Origin of the sequence: Geothrix rubra, assembly GCF_030268065.1 — a bacterium.
GTDB classification, from domain to species: domain Bacteria; phylum Acidobacteriota; class Holophagae; order Holophagales; family Holophagaceae; genus Geothrix; species Geothrix rubra.
Window position 1 is genome coordinate 176,960 of record NZ_BSDD01000001.1, and the last position, 22,947, is coordinate 199,906.

Sequence of the window (22,947 nt, forward strand, 5' to 3'; positions counted from 1 at the left end):
ATGCCGACCCTCCGCAGGCTGTCCCTTCCGGTCCTGGCCCTCGCGGCTGCCCTCTCCCTGGGGTGCACCTCGGAGGATCAGCTCCGGCGGGTGGAACAGGAAGTGGGTGACCTGAAGCTCGAGGTCTTCAAGCTCCGTCAACAGGTGGAGGACGGCAACAAGCTGGCCGCCACCGAGCACAAGTCGGCCGAGGAGGCCCGGGACCAGGACCGCCGGTTCCAGGCGGACCTCCAGGAGAACCTCCGCCAGCTCAAGGACACCACCCGCGTGCTGAACAACCGCATGGGGGACATGCGGCGCGCCGGCGGACGCCCCATCGTCATCGAGACCCCGGGGGAGACCCCGGCGGCCGCCGTCCAGGCCGCCGAGGACGAACGGGCCTTCAACGCCGCGGTGCTCGACTACAACCGCGGGAACTACTCCCTGGCCGCCGAGGGGCTGAAACTCTTCCTGAAGAACTATCCCCAGAGCGCCAAGCGCCCGGATGCCCTGTTCTTCCTCGGGCTCTGCTTCTACAACCAGAAGATGTTCGACCAGGCCCAGTCCTCCTTCGAGCGCATCATCAAGGACCACGCCGCCTCCCCGCAGTTCCTCCCGGCCAAGCTGAAGCGCGGCCAGTGCCTGCTGAAGCAGGGGCTCAAGCCCGCCGCGGTGAAGGCCTTCAAGGAGCTGGTGGACGGGTTCCCCGACACCCCGGAGGCGCGCACCGCCCAGCAGGAACTGAGCGACCTTGGCCTCTGAACCTGAACGCTGGCGGGTCCCCGTCCGCGTGGATTTCGCGGGTGGGACCCTCGACCTCTGGCCCATCTACGCCCTGCTTGACGGCTGCCTCACCGTCAACGCCGCGGTGGATCTCTGGATCGGGATCGATGTCCGACGCGAGGGGACTGGACACCGGCTGGCGAGCCGGGACCTGGACCTGGATCTCCGATTCGACCGGTGGCCGGCCCAGGCTCCGGAAGGCCTGGCCTGGGTCTGGCGGGTGCTCGACGCGGCGCCGCGGCCTCCGGCCGAGGCCGTCATCCACAGCCCCGTGCCGAAGGGATCGGGCCTGGGCGTCTCCTCCTGCCTGGGCGTCGGCCTGCTGGGCAGTTCTCTCGACCTGGCGGCCGGGGAGGGACTGGCCTCCCGCGTGCCGCTGCTCCGGCACCTGGAATCGGGGGAGCTGCAGACCCCTGCGGGCTGGCAGGACTACTATCCGGCCGCCCTGGGCGGAGCCCTGGCCCTGCACTGGGACGGCCCGGAGCCCCGCTGGGAGCGGCTGGCGCCCCATCCCGACCTGATGGCCCGGCTCGTGGTCTTCTACACCGGCCAGCCGCACCACTCGGGCCTCACCAACTGGGAGGCCTACCGGCGGTTCATCGAGCGCGATGCGCGGACCCGACAGTCGCTGTCCGACATCCGGGACATCGCCCGGGAGATGGCCGTGGCCCTTTCCTCCGACCCCGCCGCCGTGGCGGAGCTCCTGGAACGGGAGGGCCAGGCCCGCACGCGGATGTCCCCGGCCGTGGAGACGGACGCCATGCGGGCGGTGCGGGACCGCGGGCACCGCGAGGGCTGGTACGCGGGCATGAAACCCTGCGGCGCGGGAGGGGGCGGCTGCTGCCTCCTGGTGGCCAGGGATGGGCGCCGCGAGGAAGCCGAGGCCGCCCTGCGGGCCATGGACCTGCCGCCCCTGGACCTGCGGATCACGCCGAAGGGGCTCCATCGGCTCTGAGCCGGGACAGCAGCGCCTGGGGATCGGGCGCCTCCAGGGGGGCCTCGCCGGGGGTCCGGAGCAGGTCCCGCAGGCGCTGGTCCCGCTTGCCCATGGGGAGTGCGGCCAGTCCGGTCCGCGGCATCCAACGCAGCCCGGAGGCCTCCTGGAAGCCTGCCTCCAGCTGGAGGTGCAGGGGGCGCACGGCTTCCCGCCGGTGGGTGTAGACCTGGGTCCAGCCCGGCCAGCCCTGCAGGCCCGGAGGCGGCCCGCCGGGCGCGTCCCCGGCGGTGACCTCCAGGGTGGGCCAGCGCCAGAGGCCCGCCAGGAGCCCTCGGACGGCGGGCGGGTGGAGCAGGAAGCGGTCCTCCGCCTCCACGGCCAGCAGCCAGAGCTCGATCGAACGGACCTGGGCCCGACGGGTCGCCGGGGGGATCTCCGCCACGCGGCCCGCGACGCGGGCGCCGCAGCGATCGGCCAGAGGGCAGCGGCCGCAGGCCGGCTGCGGCGTGCACACCGTGGCGCCCAGCTCCATGAGGGCCTGGGTCAGGCGGGAAGGCCCGAGGGCCGCAAGGGCCGGAGCCACCCAGGTGCGCAGGTCGGCCGCGCGGGTCTTCGGATCGCCGTCGAGTTCCAGCAGCCGTGCCAGCACGCGGAAGGCGTTGCCGTCGAGGGCGGGCGTGGGCCACTGGAAGGCGATGGCCCCCACCGCGGCCGCGGTGTAGGGGCCCAGGCCCGGGAGTGCGGCCAGGCCCTGGAGATCGGTGGGCCAGCCCTCGTCGGCCACGGTGCCCGCGGCGGCCTTCAGGAACCGTGCGCGGCGGTAGTAGCCCAATCCCTCCCAGGCCTTGTGGACGGCGTCCTCGTCCGCAGCGGCGAGGCGGGCCGGGGTGGGGAAGCGCTCCATCCATCGCGTGAAGAAGGGGATCACCGTGGCCACCTGGGTCTGCTGGAGCATGAGCTCGGAGACCAGCACCGCGTAGGGGTCCGGGTGCGGCGCCTCCAGATCCGCCGCCCGCCAGGGAAGTTCGCGCCGCACCCGGTCGAACCAGGGAGCCAGGGGCGCGAGGAACTCGGGAGCGGAAGGCCAGGACATGGTCTGAAGCTATCAGCTATCGGCGCCCGGTCGTCGGCAGCCGGGAGTGGACAGCAAAAGAGCGCCGGTTCCGGCGCTCTCGACTTGGTGCCCGCGAGCAGACTCGAACTGCTACGGCTTGTGGCCACCACCCCCTCAAGATGGCGTGTCTACCAATTTCACCACGCGGGCACGTGGAAGGACCAGTTTACCTGAAGGGCCGGGATGGTCAATGCCCGGAAATCGGCGGGAGGGGCGCCGATCCTACTTCTTGGCGGGAGCGGGCGCCTGGGGCGCCGCCGGCTGCGGGGCCGCGGGTGCGGAGGCGGGGGCCGCGGGCGTCTGGACCGCCGGCTGGTCGGCGGTCTTGTCGAGCACCGACCGGTTCGAGCGCACCACCAGCACCTCGATGATGAGCGTGGTGCCCAGGAAGGCCGCGGCCAGCCAGTAGGTGGCCTTGGAGAGGAAGGGCGTGGCGCCCTGGGCGCCGAAGGCGGAGTTCGCGCCGCCCCCGCCGAACGACGCGCCGAGGCCGCCGCCCTTGGTGCCCGGCTGGAGCAGGATGGTGCCCACCAGCAGCACGCCGAAGATGATCAGGATGGTGAGGGACAGGCCATTCATGGGTGCTCCGAACCACCTAGTCTGCCATGGGAGGGTTCCTACATCCAGAGCCCGGTGGCCGTGGGCATCTGCAGGGCGCGGTGGACCCCCTGGGCCAGTTCCACCAGCCGCACGAAGTCGGAGGGAAGGAGCGCCTGCGGCCCGTCGCTGAGGGCCTTCTCCGGATGGCAGTGGGTCTCCACCAGCAGTCCGTCCGCGCCCGCCGCCACCCCGGCCAGGGCGCAGGGGATGACCAGGTCCCGCCGCCCCGTGGCGTGGCTGGGATCCACCATGACGGGCAGGTGGGTGAGCCCCTTGGCCGCGGGGACCACGCTGACGTCCAGGGTGTTGCGGGCGTGATCGGACCAGGTGCGGATGCCCCGCTCGCAGAGCACGACCTGGCGGTTGCCCTCGCCCAGCACGTATTCCGCGGCGTAGAGCCACTCCTCCAGGGTGGCGGAGGGGCCCCGCTTCAGCAGCACGGGTTTCCCGGCCCGGCCCGCCCGGCGCAGGAGGGCGAAGTTCTGCATGTTCCGCGCGCCGATCTGGATCATGTCCGCGCTGCGTTCCACGTCGTCGAACGTCTCGACCTCCGTGGCCTCGGTGACGATGCCCAGCCCGAATTCCGCGCGGACCTCCTCCAGCAGCCGCAGGCCTTCCAGCCCCAGGCCCTGGAAGGCATAGGGGCTGGTGCGGGGCTTGAAGGCCCCGGCCCGGAGCAGCTTCACGCCCGCCTCGGCCACGTACCGGGCCACGGTGAAGAGCTGGTCGCGGCTCTCCACGCCGCAGGGCCCACCCACCAGCACGAGCTCGGGCCCGCCGATGCGGACGCCCCGCACGTCCACGACGGTGCGGCCGGTGGCCGCGTCGGCGCTGGCGAGCTTGAAGGGACTGGTGATGGGGACCACCCGCCGCACCCCGGCCATGGGCTCGATGCGATCGGGCTTGAGGGCCTGCGAGGCGTGGGGCGCCACGATGCTCAGCGCCTCGGGCGCCTCGTTGACCTGGCAGCGGATGCCCGAGGCCTCCAGCAGGACGAGCACCTCCCGGACCTGGTCGGGGGTGGCGGAGGGTTCCATCAGGATGAGCATTCCGGGTCCTCAGGGAATCGGTGCGGCCGGTGCGGAGGTGGAGGTCGTGCGATCGAATCCGGGATCTGAGCCCGCCAGGGCGAAGAGGATGAGCCTCGGGCCTCGCAGGATCCCCATTCTATCCCCCTCGGCTCCTGCGCCTGGACAGGGCCAGGGGGTCGGCACCACACTGGGGCGCGGAGGTCCGCCATGCGCCGTGCATCCTGGCTGTTCCTTGTCCCTCTCCTGGCCGCCTTCGGCTGCCGCCGGCCCGACGTGGAGGGCTTCCTCCGCAAGCCCCCGCCGGTGACCGTGGCCGTGAGCATGCCGCCGGAAGTGCCGGAACGCGAGGCCTACCGCAAGGAGTTCGCCGCGGCCCTGAGGGCCCGCCTGGCCACCCGCCTGGTGGTGGTGCCCGAGGGGGTGACGCCTCCGGCGGGCGCCGCCCAGCTCCAGGTGGAGATCCGGGACCTGGCCCCCTCCCCCGGCTCGCCCCATCCAGCGGTGGTGGGCGCGACCACGGGCGTGGCGGTGGGGCTGCTCAGCGCGGCCGCGGGAAACCGGGAGGGCGCCTTCTTCGATGGTCTGTTCTGGGGCCTGTGGGCCGGCAGCAACGTCGCCGCGGAGCGGGACCGCACCGATGAACGGCTGGGGTACCGCCCCAGCCGGGTCCGCGCTCAGGTCCGGCTCATGCAGCCCGGCAATCCCGAGCCGCTCTGGGTGACCAGCGTGGATCCCTACGAGGTGGTGGAATCCATGGATCCCCTGCCGCCGGGTTCCAGGGACGACGTGGACCGCATCCGGGAGGAGGAGGCCAAGGGCTTCGCCCGGGTCGTGGTGCGCAGGCTCTCCGAGGACTTCCACATGATGGCGGTGAGCGAGCAGCGCTTCTACCAGCCTCCCGCGCCGCAGCCCGCCACGCCTGAACCTGCCCCCGAGCCGAAGAAGGACTGATGGAAGCACGAGCGATCCGCTGTTCCGCGTGCGGGGCCTCGGTTCCCGCCGAAGCCCCCCAGTGCCCCTACTGCAAGGCCCAGCTTGCCACGGTGGCCTGCCCGGCCTGCTTCGCCCTGGTTCCCCTCACGGCCACCCATTGTCCGGCCTGTGGCGTCGCCATCCGGTCCCGGGAGGCGGGGACGCCCGATGGGGCGCCCTGTCCGGCCTGCGCCAAGCCCCTGGGCCGCGCCCAGGTGGGCGAACTGGCCGTGCAGGAATGCCTGGCCTGCGGGGGGCTCTGGCTGGAGCGGGAGGCCTTCGAGGGGCTGGCCGCCAGCCGCGAGGGGCAGGGGGCGGTGCTCGGGGCGCTTCCGGGGCAGACCCCGAAGGTGGGCCCCGCGGAGGGGCTGGCGGCGGTCCAGTACCGACCCTGCCCCCGCTGCGCACAGCGCATGAATCGCGTGAACTACGCCAAGCGCTCCGGGGTGGTGCTGGACATCTGCAAGGATCACGGCCTCTGGTTCGACCGGGACGAGCTGCGCCGCGTACTGGTGTTCATCCAGGAAGGAGGGCTCGACCGGTCCCGGGAAAGGGACCTGGAGGAGCTGAAGGAGGCCCAGCGGACCGTCGCCCGGCCAGAGTCCTCCGGGGATTCCTTCGGGCTGGGACTGGACACTGCGCCGCCCTCCACCTGGATCACAGGCCCGAGCCTGGCGGGCCTCCTCCTGGGGGCCGCCCGCCACCTGCTGGACCGGGATTAGGGTCTGTTTTCAACACAGACTCTAGCCCGCCTGCTTCGCCAGCTCCGCGAACTTGGCGGGGTCCAGGCTCGCGCCACCCACCAGGCCGCCGGCCACCTCGGGGATGTTCAGCAGCTCGGGGAAGTTCTCCGGCGTGACGCTCCCCCCGTACAGGATGGGGGCCTGGTAGTCGCCCCGGTCCATGAAGAGGTCCAGCTTCGCGCGGATGAAGGCGTGGGCCTCGCGCACCTGGTCGGCCTCGGCCCGGAGCCCCGTCCCGATGGCCCAGACCGGCTCGTAGGCCACCCAGAGGGGGCCAGGCCCGGTCTCGGCGAGGATGGACAGCTGCTGGCCGAGGACCTCCAGCGTGAATCCGGCCTGGCGCTCCGTCAGCGTCTCGCCCACACAAAGCAGGGGCAGCAGGTTCCACTCGCGGGCGGCCTTCACCTTCCTCACCAGGGCGGCGTCCGTCTCGCCGAAGAGCTGGCGCCGCTCGCTGTGGCCCAGGATGACGCCCGCGCAACCCGCATCCTGGAGCTGGGCCATGGAGACCTCGCCCGTGAAGGCCCCTTTGGCCTCCGCGTGGCCGTTCTGGGCGAAGATGCGCACGCCCCTCGACCGGATGGCATCCCCGACCTGCCGCAGGAGCGGGAAGGGCGGGGCGACGCCCACAGCCACCCCGGACGCCGGTGCGTATCGGGCCAGGAAGCCCTCGCTCCAGGCGGCCGCGTCAGCGGCGAGCAGGTTCATCTTCCAGTTGGCGACGACGCAGCGCATGGGATCTCCTGGTTGGGCGGGGCCGCCTTGAGCAGCGGGGGCCTGGCGCGGCCCGTGCGGAGAGGAATGGCGTCCTCGAGGCTATCAGCCTTCCGGGAGCCGGGCATACACCCCCGGCGTCCGGCCGAGGAGGGTCCTGAACGCCTTGATGAAGTGGGCCTGGTCGAAGAAGCCCAGCGCCAGGGCCAGTCCCGGAAGATCCACGGGCTGGCCCGACTCCAGCCGTTCCATGGCGTCGTGGAGGCGGTACCGCTGGATCACCCATTTGGGGCTCACGCCCACGTACTCCTGGAAGAGCCGCTGCAGCGACCTCAGGCTCATGCCGGCCTCCCGGGCCACCGCCTCCACCTGCGTCAGCTCCCGGTCCTCCAGGATCCGCGCCACGATGGTCCGGGCCCGCTGCGCCTTCGCGTCGGATCGGGGAAGGCGCGCGAGCAGGAAAGCCTCGGCGGCGGAGGCCGCCTCCCTGTCTTCTGGGCACGCGAGAACGGCCGCTTCCAGGGCCGCTCCCTCGGCGCCGAAGACGGCGGTGAGCGGAAGCACCCGGTCGGTGAGTTCCCGCACGGACCGGCCCCAGTAGGGGTGGAAACAGCCCGGGCGGAACTTCACCCCCAGCACCCGTCCCCGGCCCTCCAGGGTGCGGATGAACCGCCCGGTGTGCACCCCCGCAAGGCCGGACCGCCCGGCCTCGATGACCAGGTGCACCGAGGGGTGGGGGAGGGTCTCCCGGGTCACGGGAGGCAGGCCGCCCCGGTCCCAGCGCACCGTCCAGAAGTGCTCGACCAGATCGGCGAGCGGACCCTCCGCCAGGAAGCGCCCGGCCGGGGCCTGCCGACGCATGGATTCGCCATCCACCACCCCCCGGGGCCACCACTCGACCGGCTGGACCATTCAGTACTCCGGACGTTTCAATTGACGCGTTTCTACAATACCTGCACGCCGGCTAGGCCGATCCTGGACGCCGATGGGATTCCCCCCAGGGAGCATCCGTGCAGCTTCCGTCCGTCCTCAAGCCCATGCTTGCCCTGGTGGCCTGCCTCGTGCCGACGCCGGCGCCGCCGATCGGGTCGGCCAGTCCAGAAACCACGTTCCCGAGAAAGGAGGCCCGCATGACGGCCCTCGCGAAAGGCTCCTTCGACGTGAAACTGACGCCCCTTCCCGAATCGGGCCCGACCGGCGCCTGGGCGCCGGGCCGGATGGCCATCGAGAAGCGCTTCCAGGGCGACCTCGACGCGACCAGCCGGGGCGAGATGCTGACGGCCATGACCGGGGTGAAGGGATCGGCAGGCTACACGGCCATCGAACGGGTGGAAGGCACCCTCCATGGGCGGAGGGGCACCTTCCTGCTGCAACACAGCGCCGTGATGTCCCGCGGCGTGCCCGGGGACTGGACGGTCCAGGTGGTTCCAGACTCCGGCACCGGTGAGCTGGAGGGACTGGCCGGCAGGATGACCATCACCATCACCGAAGGCCAGCACACGTACTCGCTGGCCTACACCCTGCCGGAGGTCCCGTGAGCGCGGGGGGCGCCGGGCGTCAGCGCTGGAGCGCGGCGACGCCGGGCAGCTCGAGGCCGCTGAGGAACTCGAGGCTGGCCCCGCCGCCCGTGGAGACGTGGGACATGCGGGGGCCCACGCCGGCCTTGTTCACCGCAGCCACGCTGTCGCCGCCGCCCACCAGCACGAAGGCGCCCCTGTCCGACGCCTCGGCCAGCTCCTCGGCCATGCTCAGGGTCCCGCTGGCGAAGGGGGGCATCTCGAAGACGCCCATGGGCCCGTTCCAGAGCAGGGTCTTCGCCGCCCGGATCTCCGCCGCGTAGGTGGCCACGGTCTCGGGGCCGATGTCCAGGGCCAGGCGGTCCGCCGGGACGTTCTGGTCCTGGGTGATGGCGCAGTCCGCGTCCTCCTTGAACTCCGTGGCCACGACATGGTCCAGGGGCAGCATGAGGCGGGTGCCCTTCGCCTCGGCATGCTTCAGCAGGTCGAGGGCCAGGTCCAGCTTGTCCTCCTCGCAGAGGCTCTTCCCGATCTGGAACCCCTGGGCCTTGAGGAAGGTGTAGCTCATGGCGCCGCCGATCAGGATGGCGTCGGCCTTGCCCAGGAAGTTCTGGATGAGCTCGATCTTGTCGCTCACCTTCGCGCCGCCGAAGATCACCACCAGCGGCTTGTCGGGGTGCTCCGTCACCTTCGCCAGGGCCTTCAGCTCCTTCTCCATGAGGAAGCCCGCGGCAATGCGGTCCTTGGGGAAGTGGGGAACCATGCCGCTCACAGAGGCATGGGCGCGGTGGGCCGCGCCGAAGGCGTCGTCGACATAGGTGTCGGCCAGCTTCGCGAGGCTGGCGGCGAAATCCTCCTTGTTCTTGGTCTCGCCCTTCTCGAAGCGCAGGTTCTCGAGGAGGAGCACCTGGCCCGGCTTCAGGGCCGCCGCTTCGGCTTCCACGGCCTCGCCGTTCACGTAGCTGGCCAGGCGGCAGTCGATCCCCTGCTCCTTGAGCCAGGACGCCACCGGCGCGGCACTGTAGGCGGCCTCGAAGCCCTTGCCCTCGGGACGGCCCAGGTGGGAGGCCAGCACCACGGAGGCGCCACCTTCCAGCAGGTGCTTCAGGGTGGGCAGGGTCTCGCGGATGCGGGTGGCATCCGTGATGCGGCCCTCCTTGAGGGGCACATTCAAGTCCGCCCTCAGGAACACGCGGTGACCCTTGACGTCGAGATCCCGAACCGACTGGAAGCCCATGGCCGCTCCTTGCGAATGGTAAAGATCCATTCTGACGGAAGATCCGGTCGTCAGCCATCCGATGCGAAGGTCGACTACCACGCCTTCTCGAAGATCCCGATCCAGCGGGGGCTGCCCTCCGTGAAGGCCTCGCCGGCATAGGTCCCCATGACGTGGCGGAGGCGCAGGCCGGCGCGGACGGCCATCTCCTGGAGTTCCTCCGGGAGGTAGAGGCGCACGCTCTCCATCACGTGGCGTTCCTCGCCGGTCTTGGGCCGGACGAGGATCATCCGCTTGACCAGCCGGTTCCCCTCCATGGCCCGCCGGCTGTGGGCCGTCACGCCGCCGCGGACGACGGTGTCCTCGGGCACCAGCGTGCGCTGCACCAGGTCGCTGTTGAGGTAGTCCATGACCAGGACGCCCTGGTGGCGCAGGGCGGCGCCGATGCGGAGCATGAGGGAACGGTTCTCCTCGTCCGAGAAGTAGCCGAAGGGGGTGAACCAGAGGCAGAGGCCCGACAGGACCCCGTCCTTCACCGGGAGTTCCCGCATGTCGCCCCGCAGGAGCCAGGGGTGCAGGGGGCTGGGGGCCATGCGCAGCAGGGTGGGCGAGAGGTCCAGGCCGAAGGCCAGGGGATTGGCCCGGCGGAGGATCTCCAGGTGGCGGCCGGCCCCGCAGCCCAGGTCCAGGACGGGGCCCTTCGCCAGTTCCGGGGCCACCCGCAGGGCCCGGCCCACGGCCACGCGGGCCTCCTCCTCGTCGCGGTGGGCGTAGAGGAGGGCGTAGTCCTCATCGAACCACTCGGAAAACCACTCGGACAAGGGAATCGCCTCCCGAAACCTCCAGGTTAGCCCCTGAACGCCACTCACGCCGCAGGTCCAGGATGGGAAAGGCGGGTCGGCTAGAATGGAATTTGCAAAGGATCCCCATGCAACGCCCTGAACGCCTCGAAGACCAGATCCACTTCCTCCTGTCGAACCTGATCCAGCGCGAACTGCGCGATCCCGAACTCGGATTCCTCACCGTCACCGCGGTGCGCCTGACGCCGGACCGGAGCATGGCCCGGGTCTACTTCACGGTGCTGCCCCCCAGCGGCGGGGACCAGGAGGCCCAGGACGGTCTCACCCGCAAGGCCCTCGGCCGCGCCGCGGGATTCCTCCGCAGCCAGCTGGCCACGCGGCTCAAGATGCGCCGGGTGCCTGAACTCCGCTTCTTCCCCGACGGCACCCTGGAGGAGGGCAACCACCTGGAGACGCTCCTGGCGGAGATCCAGAAGGAGCGGGAGGCCCGCCCCCAGGACGATCCGGAAGCGCCGGAGGCCTGATGCCGGAGAACCCGCCCGGCATCGCACCAGGCATCCACCTGGTCCACAAGGCCGTGGGCCAGAGCAGCTTCGATGTGATCCGGGGCTTCAAGCGCCGGGCTTTCGAAGCCGGCCAGAAGAAGCTGGCCCTGGGCCACGGCGGGACCCTGGATCCCTTCGCCGAGGGCCTCCTGCTGGTGCTGGCGGGCCAGGCCACGCGGCTGATGGAGCTCATGCACCCCCTGCCCAAGACCTATGTGGCGGAGGTGGCCTGGGGGCTCGAGACGGACACCTGTGACCTCCACGGGAAGCCCGTCTCCGAGGCGGACGCCTCCAGGCTCACGCCGGCGGCCCTGGATGCGGCGCTGGCGCCCTTCCTGGGCTGGACCGACCAGATCCCCCCCGCCACCAGCGCCAAGAAGATCGACGGCGAAGCGGCCTACAAGAGGGCCCATCGCGGCGAAGACGTGGTGATGAAGCCCAGCCGCGTCTTCCTCCTGTCGGCCCGCTGGATCGCCCATGACCTGCCGCGCCGGAGCACCCTGGAGCTCACCTGCCGCGGCGGATTCTACGTCCGCAGCCTGGCCCGGGACCTGGGTCGGGCCCTGGGGTGCGGGGCCCACCTGGCGGCCCTGGACCGGACGGCCATCGGCCCGTGGACCGATCCCGGCGAGGACCGGGAACGCCTGCTGACCGGTGCGGATCTGGTGCCCTGGTGCCCCACGCGGCTGCTCACGGCGGAGGAGGCCGAGCACCTGTCCCATGGCCGGGCCATCCCCGCGGGGGAGATCCAGTCCGGGGTATGGCCGATGCCGGAGGGATTCCCGGATCCGGCGGCCCCCATCCGCGCCCTGCACGAGGGGCGGCTCCTGGCCCTGCTCCGCCCGACCGAGGAAGGGCTCAGGACTTTCGCGAACCTGCGGGGAGGCCTATAGCCGACAACCTCACCTGCGGGAAACCCGGGGATCGCAGCGAACGTCCGCTGCGATCCCCGGGTTCGGATGGCCGGTTGCTTCAGGCCTGGTTCGCGGGCACCCGGGCCGCCAGGTCGTCGAGCACCTGGAGCATCTGCTGGCATTCCTCGCAGCTGGTGTGGGGGGTGCCGCAGGGGAAGCCGTCGCTCTGCATGCCCATGCAGCGGGGCTGCTGGATGAACCTCACCAGCTCGCTGAAGAGCCCGGACACCTTCTCGCGAAGGGGGCTGTCCGGGATCTCCCGCAGGGCCAGGACGATCTTCCATTCCTCGGGGGTGAGGGTGATCTGGATGGGCGCGTCCGACATGGCTGCCTCCGTGGCGTGAAGCGTACGTCTATCCGGCGAGGGATTCCACCGACTTGATGCCCCAGGCGAAGGCCTCCTCGTTCAGGGGGATCAGGGCGCACTTGTCCTTCAGCGCCACGCGGATCGCCGTCAGGAGCGTCTCCTTGGGGAAGATGCCCGTGGCGGCCTGGAGGGCGCCCAGGGCGACGATGTTCTTCACCACGGCCTTGCCGAGGTCCGTGGCGATGCCCGTGAAGGGGACGGGGACCATCTTCACGCTGGGGTCCAGCGAGGGGGCGTCGGCGACCACGGAGCTGTCGTAGATCACCGTGCCACCCTTTTTCACCGTGGGCCCGAACTTCGCAAGGCTGGGGGCGTTGAAGGCGATGAGGATGTCGGGCGTGGGGGAGCCGGGGTTCAGCACCTCCTCCTCGGCCACATGGACGTCGGCGTAGGAGGTGCCGCCGCGGCTCTCGGGGCCGTAGCTGGGGATGTGGGTGGCGTCGAAGCCCTCGTTGATGGCCGCACGGGCAATGAGCATGGCCGCCGTCTGGGCGCCGTCCCCGCCGGAGCCGGCGAGCTTCAGGGAGATGTCATGGGGGGCCAGGTGCTTGGGGAATCCCTTGCAGGACCGCTCAGGGTGCTCCGAGGTGGCGCCGGCGAGGGCGAGGAGCTTCTCGCCGGAGAAGCTCGGCGGGTTGCGCTTGAACCAGGGATCGACGGTGAGGTCCTTCTTCACGCCCAGCGGGAAGATGGGCTCCATGGTCTCCTTGACCCACTTCTCGGTCTCCTCGGGGGTCATCTTCAGGTGGGTGGGGCACTCCGCCAGCACCTCGATGAAGGAGTAGCCGCGGCCCTCCACCTGGTTCTTCAGGCCCTTGAGGATGGCCTTCTTCGCCTTGATGCGGTTCTTGGCGTCGAAGAGGGCCACGCGCTCCACATAGACGGGGCCGTCGAGGCCGGCGATGAGTTCGGCCATCTTCATGGGCTGGCCCATGTACTCGTTGCGGCCGGCGGGGCTGGTGGCCGTGGGCTGGCCCATCAGCGTGGTCGGGGCCATCTGGCCGCCGGTCATGCCGTAGATGGCGTTGTTGATGAAGATGATGGTGATGGGGGCACCCAGCTGGGCCGTGGCCACGGTCTCGGCGAGGCCGATGGAGGCCAGGTCGCCGTCACCCTGGTAGCTCACCACCACGCTGTCCGGGTTGGCGAACTTGTGGCCCAGGGCCACCACGGGCGCGCGGCCGTGGGCCGCCTGGGAGTTGCCCACATCGAAGTAGTAGTAGAGGAACACGCTGCAGCCCACGGGGCTGATGGCCACGGTGCGGTCCTGGATGCCCAGCTCGTCGATGGCCTCGGCCAGGAACTTGTGGGCCAGTCCATGCCCGCAGCCGGGGCAGTAGTGGGTGGCGTGGCCCTTCAGGCCCTCGCCATGGGAGTGGCGCTCGAACTTGTCGTAGAAGACGCTGCTCTTGCTCATACGCGGGCCTCCTTGTGTCCCAGCACCTGGGTCATGACCTCGTCCTGCTGGGGCAGGATGCCGCCCATGCGGCGCACGGATTCGATTTCGGGGTAGTTGCGGATGCCCGCCTTGCTGAGGGCCAGCCGGACCTCGTCCTCGAGCTGGCCGGCGCTGGCCTCGACCACGACGATCCGCTGGGCGGTCGCCATCGCGGATTCCAGCTCGTGGATGGGGAAGGGCCAGAGGGTGATGGGCCGGAAGAGGCCGGCCTTGATGCCCTGGTGGCGCAGTTCCTGGACGCAGCCCTTGGCCATGCGGGCGGGGGTGTTGCAGGCGATGAGGAGCACCTCGGCGTCCTCGCAGAGGAAGCTCTCGGCCCGGGTCTCGACCTCCATGGCCTCGTACTTCTCGTTCAGGTGCACGTTGTGGGCCTCGAGATCCGTCTCGGTGAGGAAGATCGAGGTGATGACGTTCTTGCGGTGCATGGCGTCGCCGTAGACTGCCCACTTGGGGATGCCGGGCTTGATGAGGTTCTTCGGCAGCTGCACCTTGCCGGTCATCTGGCCCAGGTAGCCGTCGCCCAGGATGATGACGGGGTTGCGGTACTTGAAGCTCAGCTCGAAGGCCAGCATGGTCAGGTCGAGCATCTCCTGGGGCGTGGAGGGGGCCAGGGTGATGGCCTGGGTATTGCCGTGGCCCAGCCCGTGGCAGGCCAGCTTGATGTCGGACTGCTCGGGGGCGATGTTGCCCAGGCCCGGACCGCCGCGCATGATGTCCACGAAGACGCCGGGCAGTTCCGCGCCGATCATGTAGGAGACGCCCTCCAGCATGAGGCTGAAGCCCGGCGAGGAGGTGAAGGTCATGGTGGGCAGGCCGGCGCCGGCGGTGCCGTACATCATGTTCACCGTGGCCACTTCGCTGACGGCCTGGATGAAGGTGCCGTCGAGCTTGGGCAGGAACTTGGCCATCAGCTCGGCGCCCTCGGTGGAGGGGGTGATGGGGTAGCCGTAGACGTGGCGGCAGCCCGCGAGGAGGGCACCGAGGGCCGAGGCGTAGGTGCCCTTGATGACGAGGGGCTCGGTGGTGGGCAGGGGCATGACCTCGGAGGGGAGGTCCACTGGCTCCGGCGCGTCGCTGGGCTTGACGCCGAAGAGCTTGGCCGGATCCTCCAGCTCGAAGTCCTCCACGACGCCCTCGGGCGCGGGCCGCAGGCCGTAGGGCTCGGGGCAGGCGTCCATGCACAGGCCGCAGGCGTTGCAGTTGGTCAGATCCATCACCACCGGGATGAGGCCGGTAAGCGGGTTGATCTGATCACTCAGCGTGATGCAGTCCTTGGCGCAGGCGTCGAGGCAACGGCCGCAGCCTTTGCAGTACTCCGGCAGCAGGAAGGGTTTCGGTCGTTCTTTGAGGGCCATGTGGGGCTCCTTGCGGGGACGCGGTCCTGACCTGGGGAAGTCTCCATCCCGGCCCCTGTGCCTGGGGTCACAAGCGGGGGTAGGCGCAGACCTCCACCGACCAATGCCTCCACGCCCGGGCCCGGGGCGACCGGTCTGCGGTGTCGACCGACCGCGCCTGGGGCCGCCGCTCGCGGCCTACCGGTCTCCCCAGTGGAGCTTCTGCTGGAGCAGCCCGAAGAAATCGAGCCCCGGCCGCTGCAGGAGCGTGATGCTGGCCTTCGCCATGTGGAGCCGCACCCGGTCGCCCGGCAGGACGCGGTGCCCCACCTGGCCGTCGAGGGTGAGGTGGGCGTCCTCGGCATCGTCCAGGGAGATGGTGATGGGGATGGTGGCGGGGACCACCGTGGGGCGCAGCGTGAGGGTGTGCGGGCAGATGGGGGCGACGACGAAGGCCTCCAGGCAGGGATGGAGGATGGGCCCGCCGGCCGAGAGCGAGTAGGCGGTGGAGCCCGTGGGCGTGGACACGATGAGGCCGTCGGCCTTGATGGGACCCGCATCCTGCTCGCCCACGGCGAGGCGCAGGTCCATGATCCGGGCCAGGGCCCCCTTGGCCAGCACGGCGTCATTCAGCACGGTGTGGCGGGTCAGCAGGCGGCCGTCCCGCCACAGTTCCGCCTCCAGCATGAACCGCTGGTCTGCCACCAGGCCCCCCGCCAGGAAGGTCTCCACCGCCGTGCGGGCCTCCGAGAGGGGGTGGGCGGTGAGGAAGCCGAGGGAACCCAGGTTGATGCCGAGGATGGGCGTGCCCCGCAGGCCCACGCGCCGGGCGGCGTAGAGGAGCGTTCCGTCCCCTCCCAGGACGAGGCAGAGGTCGGCGGGGGGCTCCTGGGCTCCCAGCTCGGCATCCACCCGCAGGCTTTCTGCCGGGAGGCCGGAGAGCTCCCAGGCGTCCACCAGTCCGGGCTCGCCCGTCACCACCCAGCCACGCTCCAGGAAGGCCGGGATGCACTCCCGTAGGGTCGCCGCCAGATGGGGGGACTTGACCTTGGCCACGAGGATCAATCGCTGGGGCATGCCCACAACTCTACCGCTATCCTGGGGGCATGGTCTCGAAGCCGGCCTCCCCGAACCCCAAACCCCTCCACCGCTGGCTCCGACGCCTCCTCGTCGTCGCGCTGGGCCTCCTGGTGGCCGGGGCCGCCGCCTTCGCGGTGGCCTGGTCCGTGCTCTCGCGGGATGCGGACGGGTTCCTCACGCTGTTCGCCATGCGGGTGCCCAAGACCATCACCAAGGTCCTCGACCAGAACGGCAACGTGCTGGGCGTCTTCGCCGAGGAGCACCGGGTGGTGATCCCCTACGGCGACATCCCGAAGGCCTACATCAACGCCCTGGTGGCCACGGAGGATGCGGACTTCTGGAACCACGGCGGCATCGACTACCGCGGCGTGGCCCGGGCCGGGGCCAACTTCATCCTGAGCCTCGGACGCCGGAAGGAGGGCGCCTCCACCCTCACCATGCAGCTCATCCGCACCGTCACCGCCAAGCGGGAGCGCCGCCTCCTGTCCGGCGGCCTCAAGCGGAAGATCCAGGAGATGATCCTCGCCCGCAAGATCGAGAAGGCCTACACCAAGAAGCAGATCCTCGAGATGTACTCCAACGAGGTGTACCTGGGCGGGGGCCGCTACGGCATCGAGGCCGCGGCAGAATTCTACTTCGGGAAGAGCGCGCCCCAGCTGGCCCCGGAGGAATGCGCGCTGCTGGCCGGCCTGGTCCAGAACCCGAACTGGTACAACCCGTACAACCCCGACCCCAAGGCCCGGGTCGCCGCGAAGGCCCGGCGGGACCACGTGCTGCTCCGCATGGCCAAGGAGGGCTACCTCAAGCCCCAGGAGGCCAGCCTCCTCATGGACAAGCCCATCCGGCTGGCCCGGGAGAACGCCCGGGAGGATTCGGTCGCCCCCTACGTGCTCGAGGAGGTGCGCAAGTACCTCTATGAGAAGTACGGCCGGGACCAGGTGCTGAACGGGGGCCTGGAGGTGACCACCACCATCGACAGCTTCTGGCAGGAGGCGGCGAACAACGCGGTGCGCCAGGGCCTCAAGGCCGTGGACCGCCGCCGGGGCTTCCGGAAGGACGCCCTCCAGTTCGTGGGCGATCCCGAGGGGGCCCAGCTGCCCGGCTGGAAGCGCTACTTCGAGAACGGCGACGAGGTCCGCGGGATCATCCTGGGCTGGAAGAAGGGCGACGCGGAAGTCCGCATCGGGGCGGCGCGCATCGTGGTCCCGGCCGCGGCCTTCGCCTGGGCCGGGAAGGACGTCCAGAAGCTGATGCCCCGGGGGGCCGTGCCCCTCTTCTCGGTGAAGACGGCCGTGGACGGCGCACCCAAGGCCCTGGAGCTGGACCAGGAGCCGGCGGTGGAGGGGGCCCTGATGGCCATCGATCCCCGCACCGGCGAGATCCGCGCCATGGTGGGCGGCTACGACTTCAACCGGTCGAAGTTCGACCGCGCCATCCAGGCCCAGCGCCAGGTGGGCTCCACCATGAAGGCCTTCGTGTACGGCGCGGCCTTCACCGCCGGCATGACCCCGGCCACCGTGGTGCAGGACATCCCGACGCGCTTCCTGGACACGGCGGATTTCGCCACGATCACCCAACCCGATGGCACCGTGGACTACAAGCCCCTGCGGCGCGATTCGAAGGCCTACGAACCCCACAACTACGAGATGGACTACTGGGGGCCGATCCCCATCTGGGAGGCCCTGCGGGATTCCCGGAACGTGCCTGCGGTCCGCACCCTGGAGGACACCGGGGTGCTCAACGTCATCGACTTCGCCCGCAAGTGCGGGCTCACCGGCCCCATCCCGCCCTATCCCAGCATGGCCCTCGGCTCGGCCGACCTGACCCTGCGGGAGATGGTGCGGGCCTACGGCACCATCGCCAACGGCGGCCTCCAGGCGCCGGTGCCCTTCTTCATCAAGAAGGTGGTGGACCGGAACGGCCGGGTGCTGGAGAGCCACAGCGGGGCCGCCACCGAGCAGGTGCTGGATCCCCAGAGCACCTTCCAGCTCATCCAATGCCTCCAGGGCGTGGCGACCCAGGGGACCGGCGCCGCCAGCAATGCCCTGGAGTGGCCCGTGGCCGGCAAGACCGGCACCACGGACCAGTACACGGATGCCTGGTTTCTGGGCTTCTCGACCCGGATCACCTGCGGCGTCTGGGTGGGGCTCGACGAGAAGAAGACCCTCTATCGCGGTGCGGATGGCGGGCACGTGGCCCTGCCCATCTGGGTGGATTTCATGAAGGCGGCCCTCCCCGGCACGGCCAAGGAGGACTTCACGGCGCCGCAGGGCATGGAGTGGGCGGACATCGACCGCTACACGGGACTGCTGGCCACGGGCGCCACCACGGACAAGATCCTGCACCTGGCTTTCAAGCCGGGCACCGTGCCCAAGTCCGGCAGCGATGCCGAGTCCATCCAGAAGATCCGCGATGCCAGGGCCAAGGCCCCCTCCCAGCCCGTGGAGACGAGGATCTGGGGCATGCCCAAGCAGGTGGAGGAAGCCAAGCCCGTGGACCTCAACGGCACCGAACCCAACGGGTGAGTGAGGTCTGCTGCAGAAGGGGCGCCGATCGGCGCCCCTTCTGCAGACGGTCGGGGGAGGGACCTACTTCTTCTTCCAGGGCTTCGCGGGTGCGGCCTTCCAGGGGCGCGGCGCATCCTTGGCCGGACGGTCCTCCCAGGGCTTGCGGGGGCGGCTCGCCGGTTCCGCCTTCGCAGGGCGGGGACGCTCCTCGAGCTCCCGTCGGGGCTTGAAGCTGCCGTCGGCGCGGACCTTCGCCGCAGGCTCGGGACGCGCGGTGACGCGGGGCGCCGGGCGCTCCGCGGCGCGGGCGGCGGGCCGCTCGGGCCCGCGGGCCGCCGCACGCTCCGCATAGCTGCGCTGGGGGCGCACCCCGTCCTCCCGGCGCTCGCGGGGAGCCTCGAACCGGGGCCGGGCCGTCTTGCGCTCGGGCTCGGAGGGGATCTCGAAGCCGGAGGACTGGTCGGCCTGGAGCAGCCCGAGGAGCCCGGCGACGAGGCGCTGGGGGGTCGTCCCCTCCAGCATCCGGGCGGCCTGGGCCAGGGTGGCGGCGCTGGCGGAGGCGCCGATGCGCTGGACGAGGCGGGAGGCCTGGGCCTCGCGGATCTCCGCCGGCGCGGGGATGGCCCGCCAGTCCAGCTTGAGGCCGCCGCGACGGCTCCAGGCCAGCAGGATGCGGCTCTCCTTCCAGTTCACCAGGGCCAGGCTGGTGCCCTTGGCGCCCGCACGGCCGGTGCGGCCGCTGCGGTGGATGTAGCTCTCCAGCTGGGTGGGGATGCCGATGTGCACCACCAGGGGCAGCCCGCCGATGTCCAGGCCGCGGGCGGCCACGTCGGTGGCCACCAGGTAGCGCAGCTTGCCGTCCTTGAACTGGCCCAGGATGCGGGTGCGCGTGGCCTGGGCCAGGTCGCCGTGGAGGAAGGCGGCGGGAAGGCCCGAAACCGTCAGCTCCTCGGCCACCTCCTCGCTCTGGGCCTTGGTCTTGGTGAAGATCAGGGCGGCGCTGGGCTCGTCCATGAGCAGGAGGTTCACCAGGGCGCGCACCTGCTGGTGGTCGGGCACGAGCACCGGCGTGTGGGCGATGTCGGCATGCATGGCTTGCTCGCCGGCTTCCGCCAGCTGGATCTGCACGGGATCCTTCAGGAACCGCTTGGCCAGCTTGGCGATGGGGGCGGGCAGGGTGGCCGAGAAGAGGTAGGTCTGGGGGCCCTGGGGCACCTTGGCCAGGATGGTCTCCACGTCCTCCAGGAAGCCCATGTTCAGCATCTCGTCGCACTCGTCGAGCACGATCATGCTCACGCGGCCCAGGTCGAGCGTGCCGCGCTCCAGGTGATCCATCACCCGGCCGGGGGTGCCCACGATCACCGGAGCGCCCATGGACAGGGCCTTCATCTGCGGCGGGTAGGCGACGCCGCCCACGAGGGACGCGATGGGCAGCTTGGGCACGAGGCTGTGCAGCTCCGCGCCCACCTGCTGGGCCAGCTCGCGCGTGGGAGCCAGGATGAGGGCCTGGGGGTGGCGCGCGTCCGAGAGCCTGTGGAGGAGGGGCAGGCCGAAGGCCAGGGTCTTGCCCGAGCCGGTGCGGCTCTGCACCAGCAGGTCGCGGCCCTCGAGGCCGGGCCGGAAGGTCTGGGCCTGGACGGGCATGGGGGTCTCGAAACCGCGCTTGGCCAAGGCCGCCAGCAGGGCTTCGCTGCAGCCCAAGGCTGCGAAGGTGGTGTCGCTCACGTTGTCTCCCGGGGCGTTCCCTGCTCGAGGATGCCTGGTCGCAGGCATCGATGGCGGATGCGCCAGCCGGGAGGGCCCAAACCGCCAGTATCCCACGGAAAGCCGCGGAAAACCAGGCCTTTTCCGCCATACTGGCCCATGGCCCTCCCCGACGACCGCCTCCTGACCCTGCCCCTCGGTTCGGATCCCGATCTCCGCCGGCGCTACATGCTGCTGCACGAGGACCTGCCGGGCAACGTGCGCTTCGGCCTGCTGCTGGAGATCCTGGACAAGCTGGCGGAGGAGGCGGCCCTCGACTACGTGCGGCGCGCCCATCCCGACGCGCGCGTGGTCACCGCCGCCATCGACAACATCTACATCCGCGCCTCGGCGGACGTGAAGCGCGACATCGCCTTCAGCGCCCGGGTGAACTTCGTGGGCCGCACCAGCCTGGAGGTGGGCATCCGCGTGGAGCATCCGGCGGGTCCGAACGGCGAGCCTCCCGCCCACATCGCCTCGTGCTACTTCACCATGGTGGCCCGCAGCACGGCCGGAGACGGGGCCCAGAGCCTGGTGCTGCCCGCCTTCGAGCCCGCAGGGGAGCTGGGCCGCCGCCGCTGGGATCGCGCCATCGCGCGCCGCGAGGCCACCCGGCAGCAGATGCACCAGGCGCAGGAACCCCCCAGCCGGGGGGAATACGGACTGCTCGCAGCCCTGCACGCGGCCCAGGACAAGCCGGGCTTCGACGGGTTGCTGGCCGCGGACTGTGTGACGAACGGATGGGAGCGCACCTATCCCGAGCACGAGAACGTGCCCGAGAAGATCTTCGGCGGGCACCTGATCCGCCGGGCCTTCGAGCAGTCCGCCATCTGCGCCGAGGAAGTGGCGCCCGACCGGCCCGTCATCGTCGCCGTGAACCGGATCAACTTCGTCCAGCCCGTGCGCATGGGGGACAAGCTGCACTTCGTGAGCCGGGCCGTCTATGCCGGGGCGACGAGTGTCTCCGTGGAGACCGAGATCATCCGCATCAGCCGGGATCGCACCCAGACCCACCTCTCGAACAGCTGCATCTTCACCTTCACGAACGTGGACGCCGATCTCCGGCCGCAACCCGTTCCCGCCATCTACCCCACCACCTACGCCGAGGACGCCCGCTACCTGGCCGCCCACCGCCGGCACGAAGGGCACCTCGCCTGGAAGGCGGCCCGGGGGCGTTAATATCGGGGCATGTCCGCGACCCTGCTCCTCATCCGCCACGGCATCGCCGAGGATCCCGGCCCGGCCCAGCGGGACGCGGATCGGGCCCTCACGCCGGAAGGCTGGTCGAAGACGCGCGCCGCCATGGAAGGGCTCGTGGCCCGCGGCTACCTGCCCACCCGGGGCGCGACCAGCCCCTACCGGCGGGCCGTGGAGACGATGACCTGCCTCCAGGAGGCCGCGGGTCGCGCCTTCCCGGTGGAGACCTGGGAGGGCCTGGCCCCCCATGGGGATCCCGGGGCGGCCGACCTCTGGCTGCGGAGCCTGATGACGGAACTCGGCGGGGACAACGTGCTGGCCCTCGCCAGCCACCAGCCCTTCCTGGGCGACCTCGTCTTCCACCTCACGGGCCGGACCGTTGAGGTGAAGAAGGCCAGTTGCACGGTGGTGCGCTGGCGTGCCGGCGTCTGGACCTTCGATCGGCACTTCACCCCCGCCGAGCTGAGGAGCGGCGCATGAGGCCGCAGCCCGCATTCGTCACCCTGGCCTCCGGAGTCCGCCTCCACCACCGCGTCCAGGGGCCCATGGACGCCCCCTGGATGGTGCTGCTGAACGGGCTGCTGTCGGACACGACCATGTGGGCGGGCGTGCTGCCAGGGCTGACCCAGCGCTTCCGGGTGCTCACCTTCGACAGCCGGGGCCAGGGCAAGTCCGACGCGCCGGAGGCGGGGCCCTACCTGACTGCGGACCTGGCCGAGGACGCCTGGGAGCTCTTCCAGGCCCTCGGGGTGGCGCGACCCTGGCTGGTGGGCCTCTCGAACGGTAGCGCCCTGAGCCTGGAACTCCTCACCCGGCATCCGGGCGCCTTCGCGGGGGCGGTGCTCACCAGCGTCATGCCCCGCATCGACTTCGCCATGGCCCTCAAGGTCGAGCACTGGGCCCGCTGCCTGGAGCTGGGCGGACCTCTCTTCCAGTTCGACGCCGTGGCGCCCTTCCTATGGGGTGACGGCTTCCTCGAAGCCCGCCACGGCGTGCTGCGGGCCTACCACCAGGTGGTCACGGGCGGGGAGAAGCCCCTGCATGGGAACCTCCACCAGATCCGGGGGACCCTCGGCTGGGACATCCGGGATCGCCTGGGGGCCATCCGCGAGCCTGTCCTGCTCCTCAGCGGGGCCGAGGACCTCCTGACGCCGCCCTGGAAATGCCTGGCCACGGCCCAGGGCATTCCCGGGGCCCGCTTCGAGGTGGTGCCGGGAGTGGGTCATGCCTACCCAGTGGAGGACCCCAAGGGATTCGTGGCGAAGGTGCTGGCGTTCGCTTGTAAGGAACCCGCTGGAATTGGCCGATAAGTAAATCCGACCTATCATGTCAGCATTCCCGAGCCAATTCCGACTCGCCCGATCCCGAGGTGTCCCATGGCCACCCAGCCAGCGC

General features: G+C 70.7%; 23 protein-coding genes and 1 tRNA gene. 11 read left to right on the forward strand and 13 right to left on the reverse strand.

What is annotated here, in order from left to right; all coding sequences use genetic code 11:
• Positions 1–741: a tetratricopeptide repeat protein gene (locus QSJ33_RS00730; protein WP_285722140.1), complete on the forward strand. Its 741-nt coding sequence runs from the start codon at positions 1–3 to the stop codon at positions 739–741.
• The gene (locus QSJ33_RS00735) at positions 731–1,717 is read left to right on the forward strand and encodes a GHMP family kinase ATP-binding protein (RefSeq protein WP_285722141.1); all 987 of its coding nucleotides are present in this window, start codon (positions 731–733) and stop codon (positions 1,715–1,717) included. Before QSJ33_RS00730 ends, QSJ33_RS00735 begins: the two co-directional genes overlap by 11 nt.
• Here the strand turns inward: QSJ33_RS00735 and QSJ33_RS00740 are convergent.
• The 4 genes from QSJ33_RS00740 to aroF all read right to left on the reverse strand — a co-directional run bounded on the left by QSJ33_RS00740 (position 1,689) and on the right by aroF (position 4,462).
• Positions 1,689–2,792: an A/G-specific adenine glycosylase gene (locus QSJ33_RS00740; RefSeq protein WP_285722143.1), complete on the reverse strand. Its 1,104-nt coding sequence runs from the start codon at positions 2,790–2,792 to the stop codon at positions 1,689–1,691. The two genes, QSJ33_RS00735 and QSJ33_RS00740, sit on opposite strands and share 29 nt — an antisense overlap.
• A gap of 85 nt (positions 2,793–2,877) precedes the next feature.
• Positions 2,878–2,963, reverse strand: a tRNA-Leu gene (locus tag QSJ33_RS00745).
• Between the two features lie 72 nt (positions 2,964–3,035).
• Entirely contained in the window at positions 3,036–3,392 is a 357-nt protein-coding gene (secG, locus tag QSJ33_RS00750; protein ID WP_285722145.1) for a preprotein translocase subunit SecG, read from the reverse strand.
• 38 nt (positions 3,393–3,430) lie between these two features.
• Positions 3,431–4,462 carry a 3-deoxy-7-phosphoheptulonate synthase gene (aroF, locus tag QSJ33_RS00755; RefSeq protein WP_285722146.1) on the reverse strand — a complete coding sequence of 344 codons (1,032 nt, stop codon included), beginning with the start codon at positions 4,460–4,462 and terminating at the stop codon, positions 3,431–3,433.
• A 189-nt stretch (positions 4,463–4,651) separates the two neighbouring features.
• Between aroF and QSJ33_RS00760 the strand changes: the two genes are divergently transcribed.
• Positions 4,652–5,395 (forward strand): hypothetical protein, encoded by a 744-nt coding sequence (locus QSJ33_RS00760; protein WP_285722147.1) that lies wholly within the window; start codon positions 4,652–4,654, stop codon positions 5,393–5,395.
• A complete protein-coding gene (locus QSJ33_RS00765; RefSeq protein ID WP_285722148.1) occupies positions 5,395–6,138 on the forward strand; it encodes a zf-TFIIB domain-containing protein in 744 nt (247 codons plus the stop codon). The genes QSJ33_RS00760 and QSJ33_RS00765 overlap by 1 nt, the downstream gene beginning before the upstream one ends.
• A 21-nt stretch (positions 6,139–6,159) precedes the next feature.
• On the opposite strand, the gene tpiA is transcribed toward QSJ33_RS00765, so the two are convergent.
• Positions 6,160–6,894, reverse strand: coding sequence for a triose-phosphate isomerase (gene tpiA / locus QSJ33_RS00770; protein ID WP_285722150.1), 735 nt, complete (start codon positions 6,892–6,894; stop codon positions 6,160–6,162).
• A gap of 84 nt (positions 6,895–6,978) precedes the next feature.
• Positions 6,979–7,785 (reverse strand): helix-turn-helix domain-containing protein, encoded by an 807-nt coding sequence (locus QSJ33_RS00775; protein ID WP_285722152.1) that lies wholly within the window; start codon positions 7,783–7,785, stop codon positions 6,979–6,981.
• 98 nt (positions 7,786–7,883) lie between these two features.
• Here QSJ33_RS00775 and QSJ33_RS00780 point away from each other — a divergent pair, with 98 nt between their 5' ends.
• Complete coding sequence (locus QSJ33_RS00780) at positions 7,884–8,411, forward strand: DUF3224 domain-containing protein (RefSeq protein WP_285722153.1); 528 nt, start codon at positions 7,884–7,886, stop codon at positions 8,409–8,411.
• Positions 8,412–8,430: 19 nt separating this feature from the next.
• Here QSJ33_RS00780 and QSJ33_RS00785 read toward each other — a convergent pair whose 3' ends face one another.
• Both QSJ33_RS00785 and QSJ33_RS00790 read right to left on the reverse strand, forming a co-directional pair.
• Entirely contained in the window at positions 8,431–9,627 is a 1,197-nt protein-coding gene (locus tag QSJ33_RS00785) for a phosphoglycerate kinase (protein WP_285722155.1), read from the reverse strand.
• Between the two features lie 74 nt (positions 9,628–9,701).
• On the reverse strand, positions 9,702–10,427 hold the full coding sequence (locus QSJ33_RS00790) for a class I SAM-dependent methyltransferase (protein WP_285722156.1): 726 nt from the start codon (positions 10,425–10,427) through the stop codon (positions 9,702–9,704).
• A 107-nt stretch (positions 10,428–10,534) separates the two neighbouring features.
• Here QSJ33_RS00790 and rbfA point away from each other — a divergent pair, with 107 nt between their 5' ends.
• The gene (gene rbfA, locus QSJ33_RS00795) at positions 10,535–10,930 is read left to right on the forward strand and encodes a 30S ribosome-binding factor RbfA (RefSeq protein ID WP_285722158.1); all 396 of its coding nucleotides are present in this window, start codon (positions 10,535–10,537) and stop codon (positions 10,928–10,930) included.
• A complete protein-coding gene (gene truB, locus QSJ33_RS00800) occupies positions 10,930–11,844 on the forward strand; it encodes a tRNA pseudouridine(55) synthase TruB (RefSeq protein WP_285722159.1) in 915 nt (304 codons plus the stop codon). Before rbfA ends, truB begins: the two co-directional genes overlap by 1 nt.
• Positions 11,845–11,923: 79 nt before the next feature.
• Here truB and QSJ33_RS00805 read toward each other — a convergent pair whose 3' ends face one another.
• From QSJ33_RS00805 to QSJ33_RS00820, 4 genes are all read right to left on the reverse strand, one after another.
• Positions 11,924–12,190: a hypothetical protein gene (locus QSJ33_RS00805; protein WP_285722160.1), complete on the reverse strand. Its 267-nt coding sequence runs from the start codon at positions 12,188–12,190 to the stop codon at positions 11,924–11,926.
• 28 nt (positions 12,191–12,218) lie between these two features.
• On the reverse strand, positions 12,219–13,649 hold the full coding sequence (locus QSJ33_RS00810) for a 2-oxoacid:acceptor oxidoreductase family protein (protein WP_285722162.1): 1,431 nt from the start codon (positions 13,647–13,649) through the stop codon (positions 12,219–12,221).
• The gene (vorB, locus tag QSJ33_RS00815) at positions 13,646–15,046 is read right to left on the reverse strand and encodes a 3-methyl-2-oxobutanoate dehydrogenase subunit VorB (protein ID WP_285722163.1); all 1,401 of its coding nucleotides are present in this window, start codon (positions 15,044–15,046) and stop codon (positions 13,646–13,648) included. The genes QSJ33_RS00810 and vorB overlap by 4 nt, the downstream gene beginning before the upstream one ends.
• Before the next feature lie 177 nt (positions 15,047–15,223).
• Positions 15,224–16,102: an NAD(+)/NADH kinase gene (locus tag QSJ33_RS00820; RefSeq protein ID WP_285722164.1), complete on the reverse strand. Its 879-nt coding sequence runs from the start codon at positions 16,100–16,102 to the stop codon at positions 15,224–15,226.
• A 29-nt stretch (positions 16,103–16,131) separates the two neighbouring features.
• On the opposite strand from QSJ33_RS00820, the gene QSJ33_RS00825 reads away from it, so the two are divergent.
• The gene (locus tag QSJ33_RS00825; protein ID WP_285722166.1) at positions 16,132–18,630 is read left to right on the forward strand and encodes a penicillin-binding protein 1A; all 2,499 of its coding nucleotides are present in this window, start codon (positions 16,132–16,134) and stop codon (positions 18,628–18,630) included.
• Positions 18,631–18,693: 63 nt separating this feature from the next.
• Here the strand turns inward: QSJ33_RS00825 and QSJ33_RS00830 are convergent, their stop codons facing one another.
• Complete coding sequence (locus QSJ33_RS00830) at positions 18,694–20,337, reverse strand: DEAD/DEAH box helicase (RefSeq protein ID WP_285722168.1); 1,644 nt, start codon at positions 20,335–20,337, stop codon at positions 18,694–18,696.
• A gap of 138 nt (positions 20,338–20,475) precedes the next feature.
• Here QSJ33_RS00830 and QSJ33_RS00835 point away from each other — a divergent pair, with 138 nt between their 5' ends.
• From QSJ33_RS00835 to QSJ33_RS00845, 3 genes are read left to right on the forward strand one after another with little or no spacing between them, the layout of a single operon-like run.
• On the forward strand, positions 20,476–21,534 hold the full coding sequence (locus QSJ33_RS00835; RefSeq protein WP_285722171.1) for an acyl-CoA thioesterase: 1,059 nt from the start codon (positions 20,476–20,478) through the stop codon (positions 21,532–21,534).
• 9 nt (positions 21,535–21,543) lie between these two features.
• The gene (locus QSJ33_RS00840; RefSeq protein WP_285722172.1) at positions 21,544–22,032 is read left to right on the forward strand and encodes a SixA phosphatase family protein; all 489 of its coding nucleotides are present in this window, start codon (positions 21,544–21,546) and stop codon (positions 22,030–22,032) included.
• Entirely contained in the window at positions 22,029–22,862 is an 834-nt protein-coding gene (locus tag QSJ33_RS00845; protein ID WP_285722174.1) for an alpha/beta fold hydrolase, read from the forward strand. Before QSJ33_RS00840 ends, QSJ33_RS00845 begins: the two co-directional genes overlap by 4 nt.
• Positions 22,863–22,947: the final 85 nt, after the last annotated feature.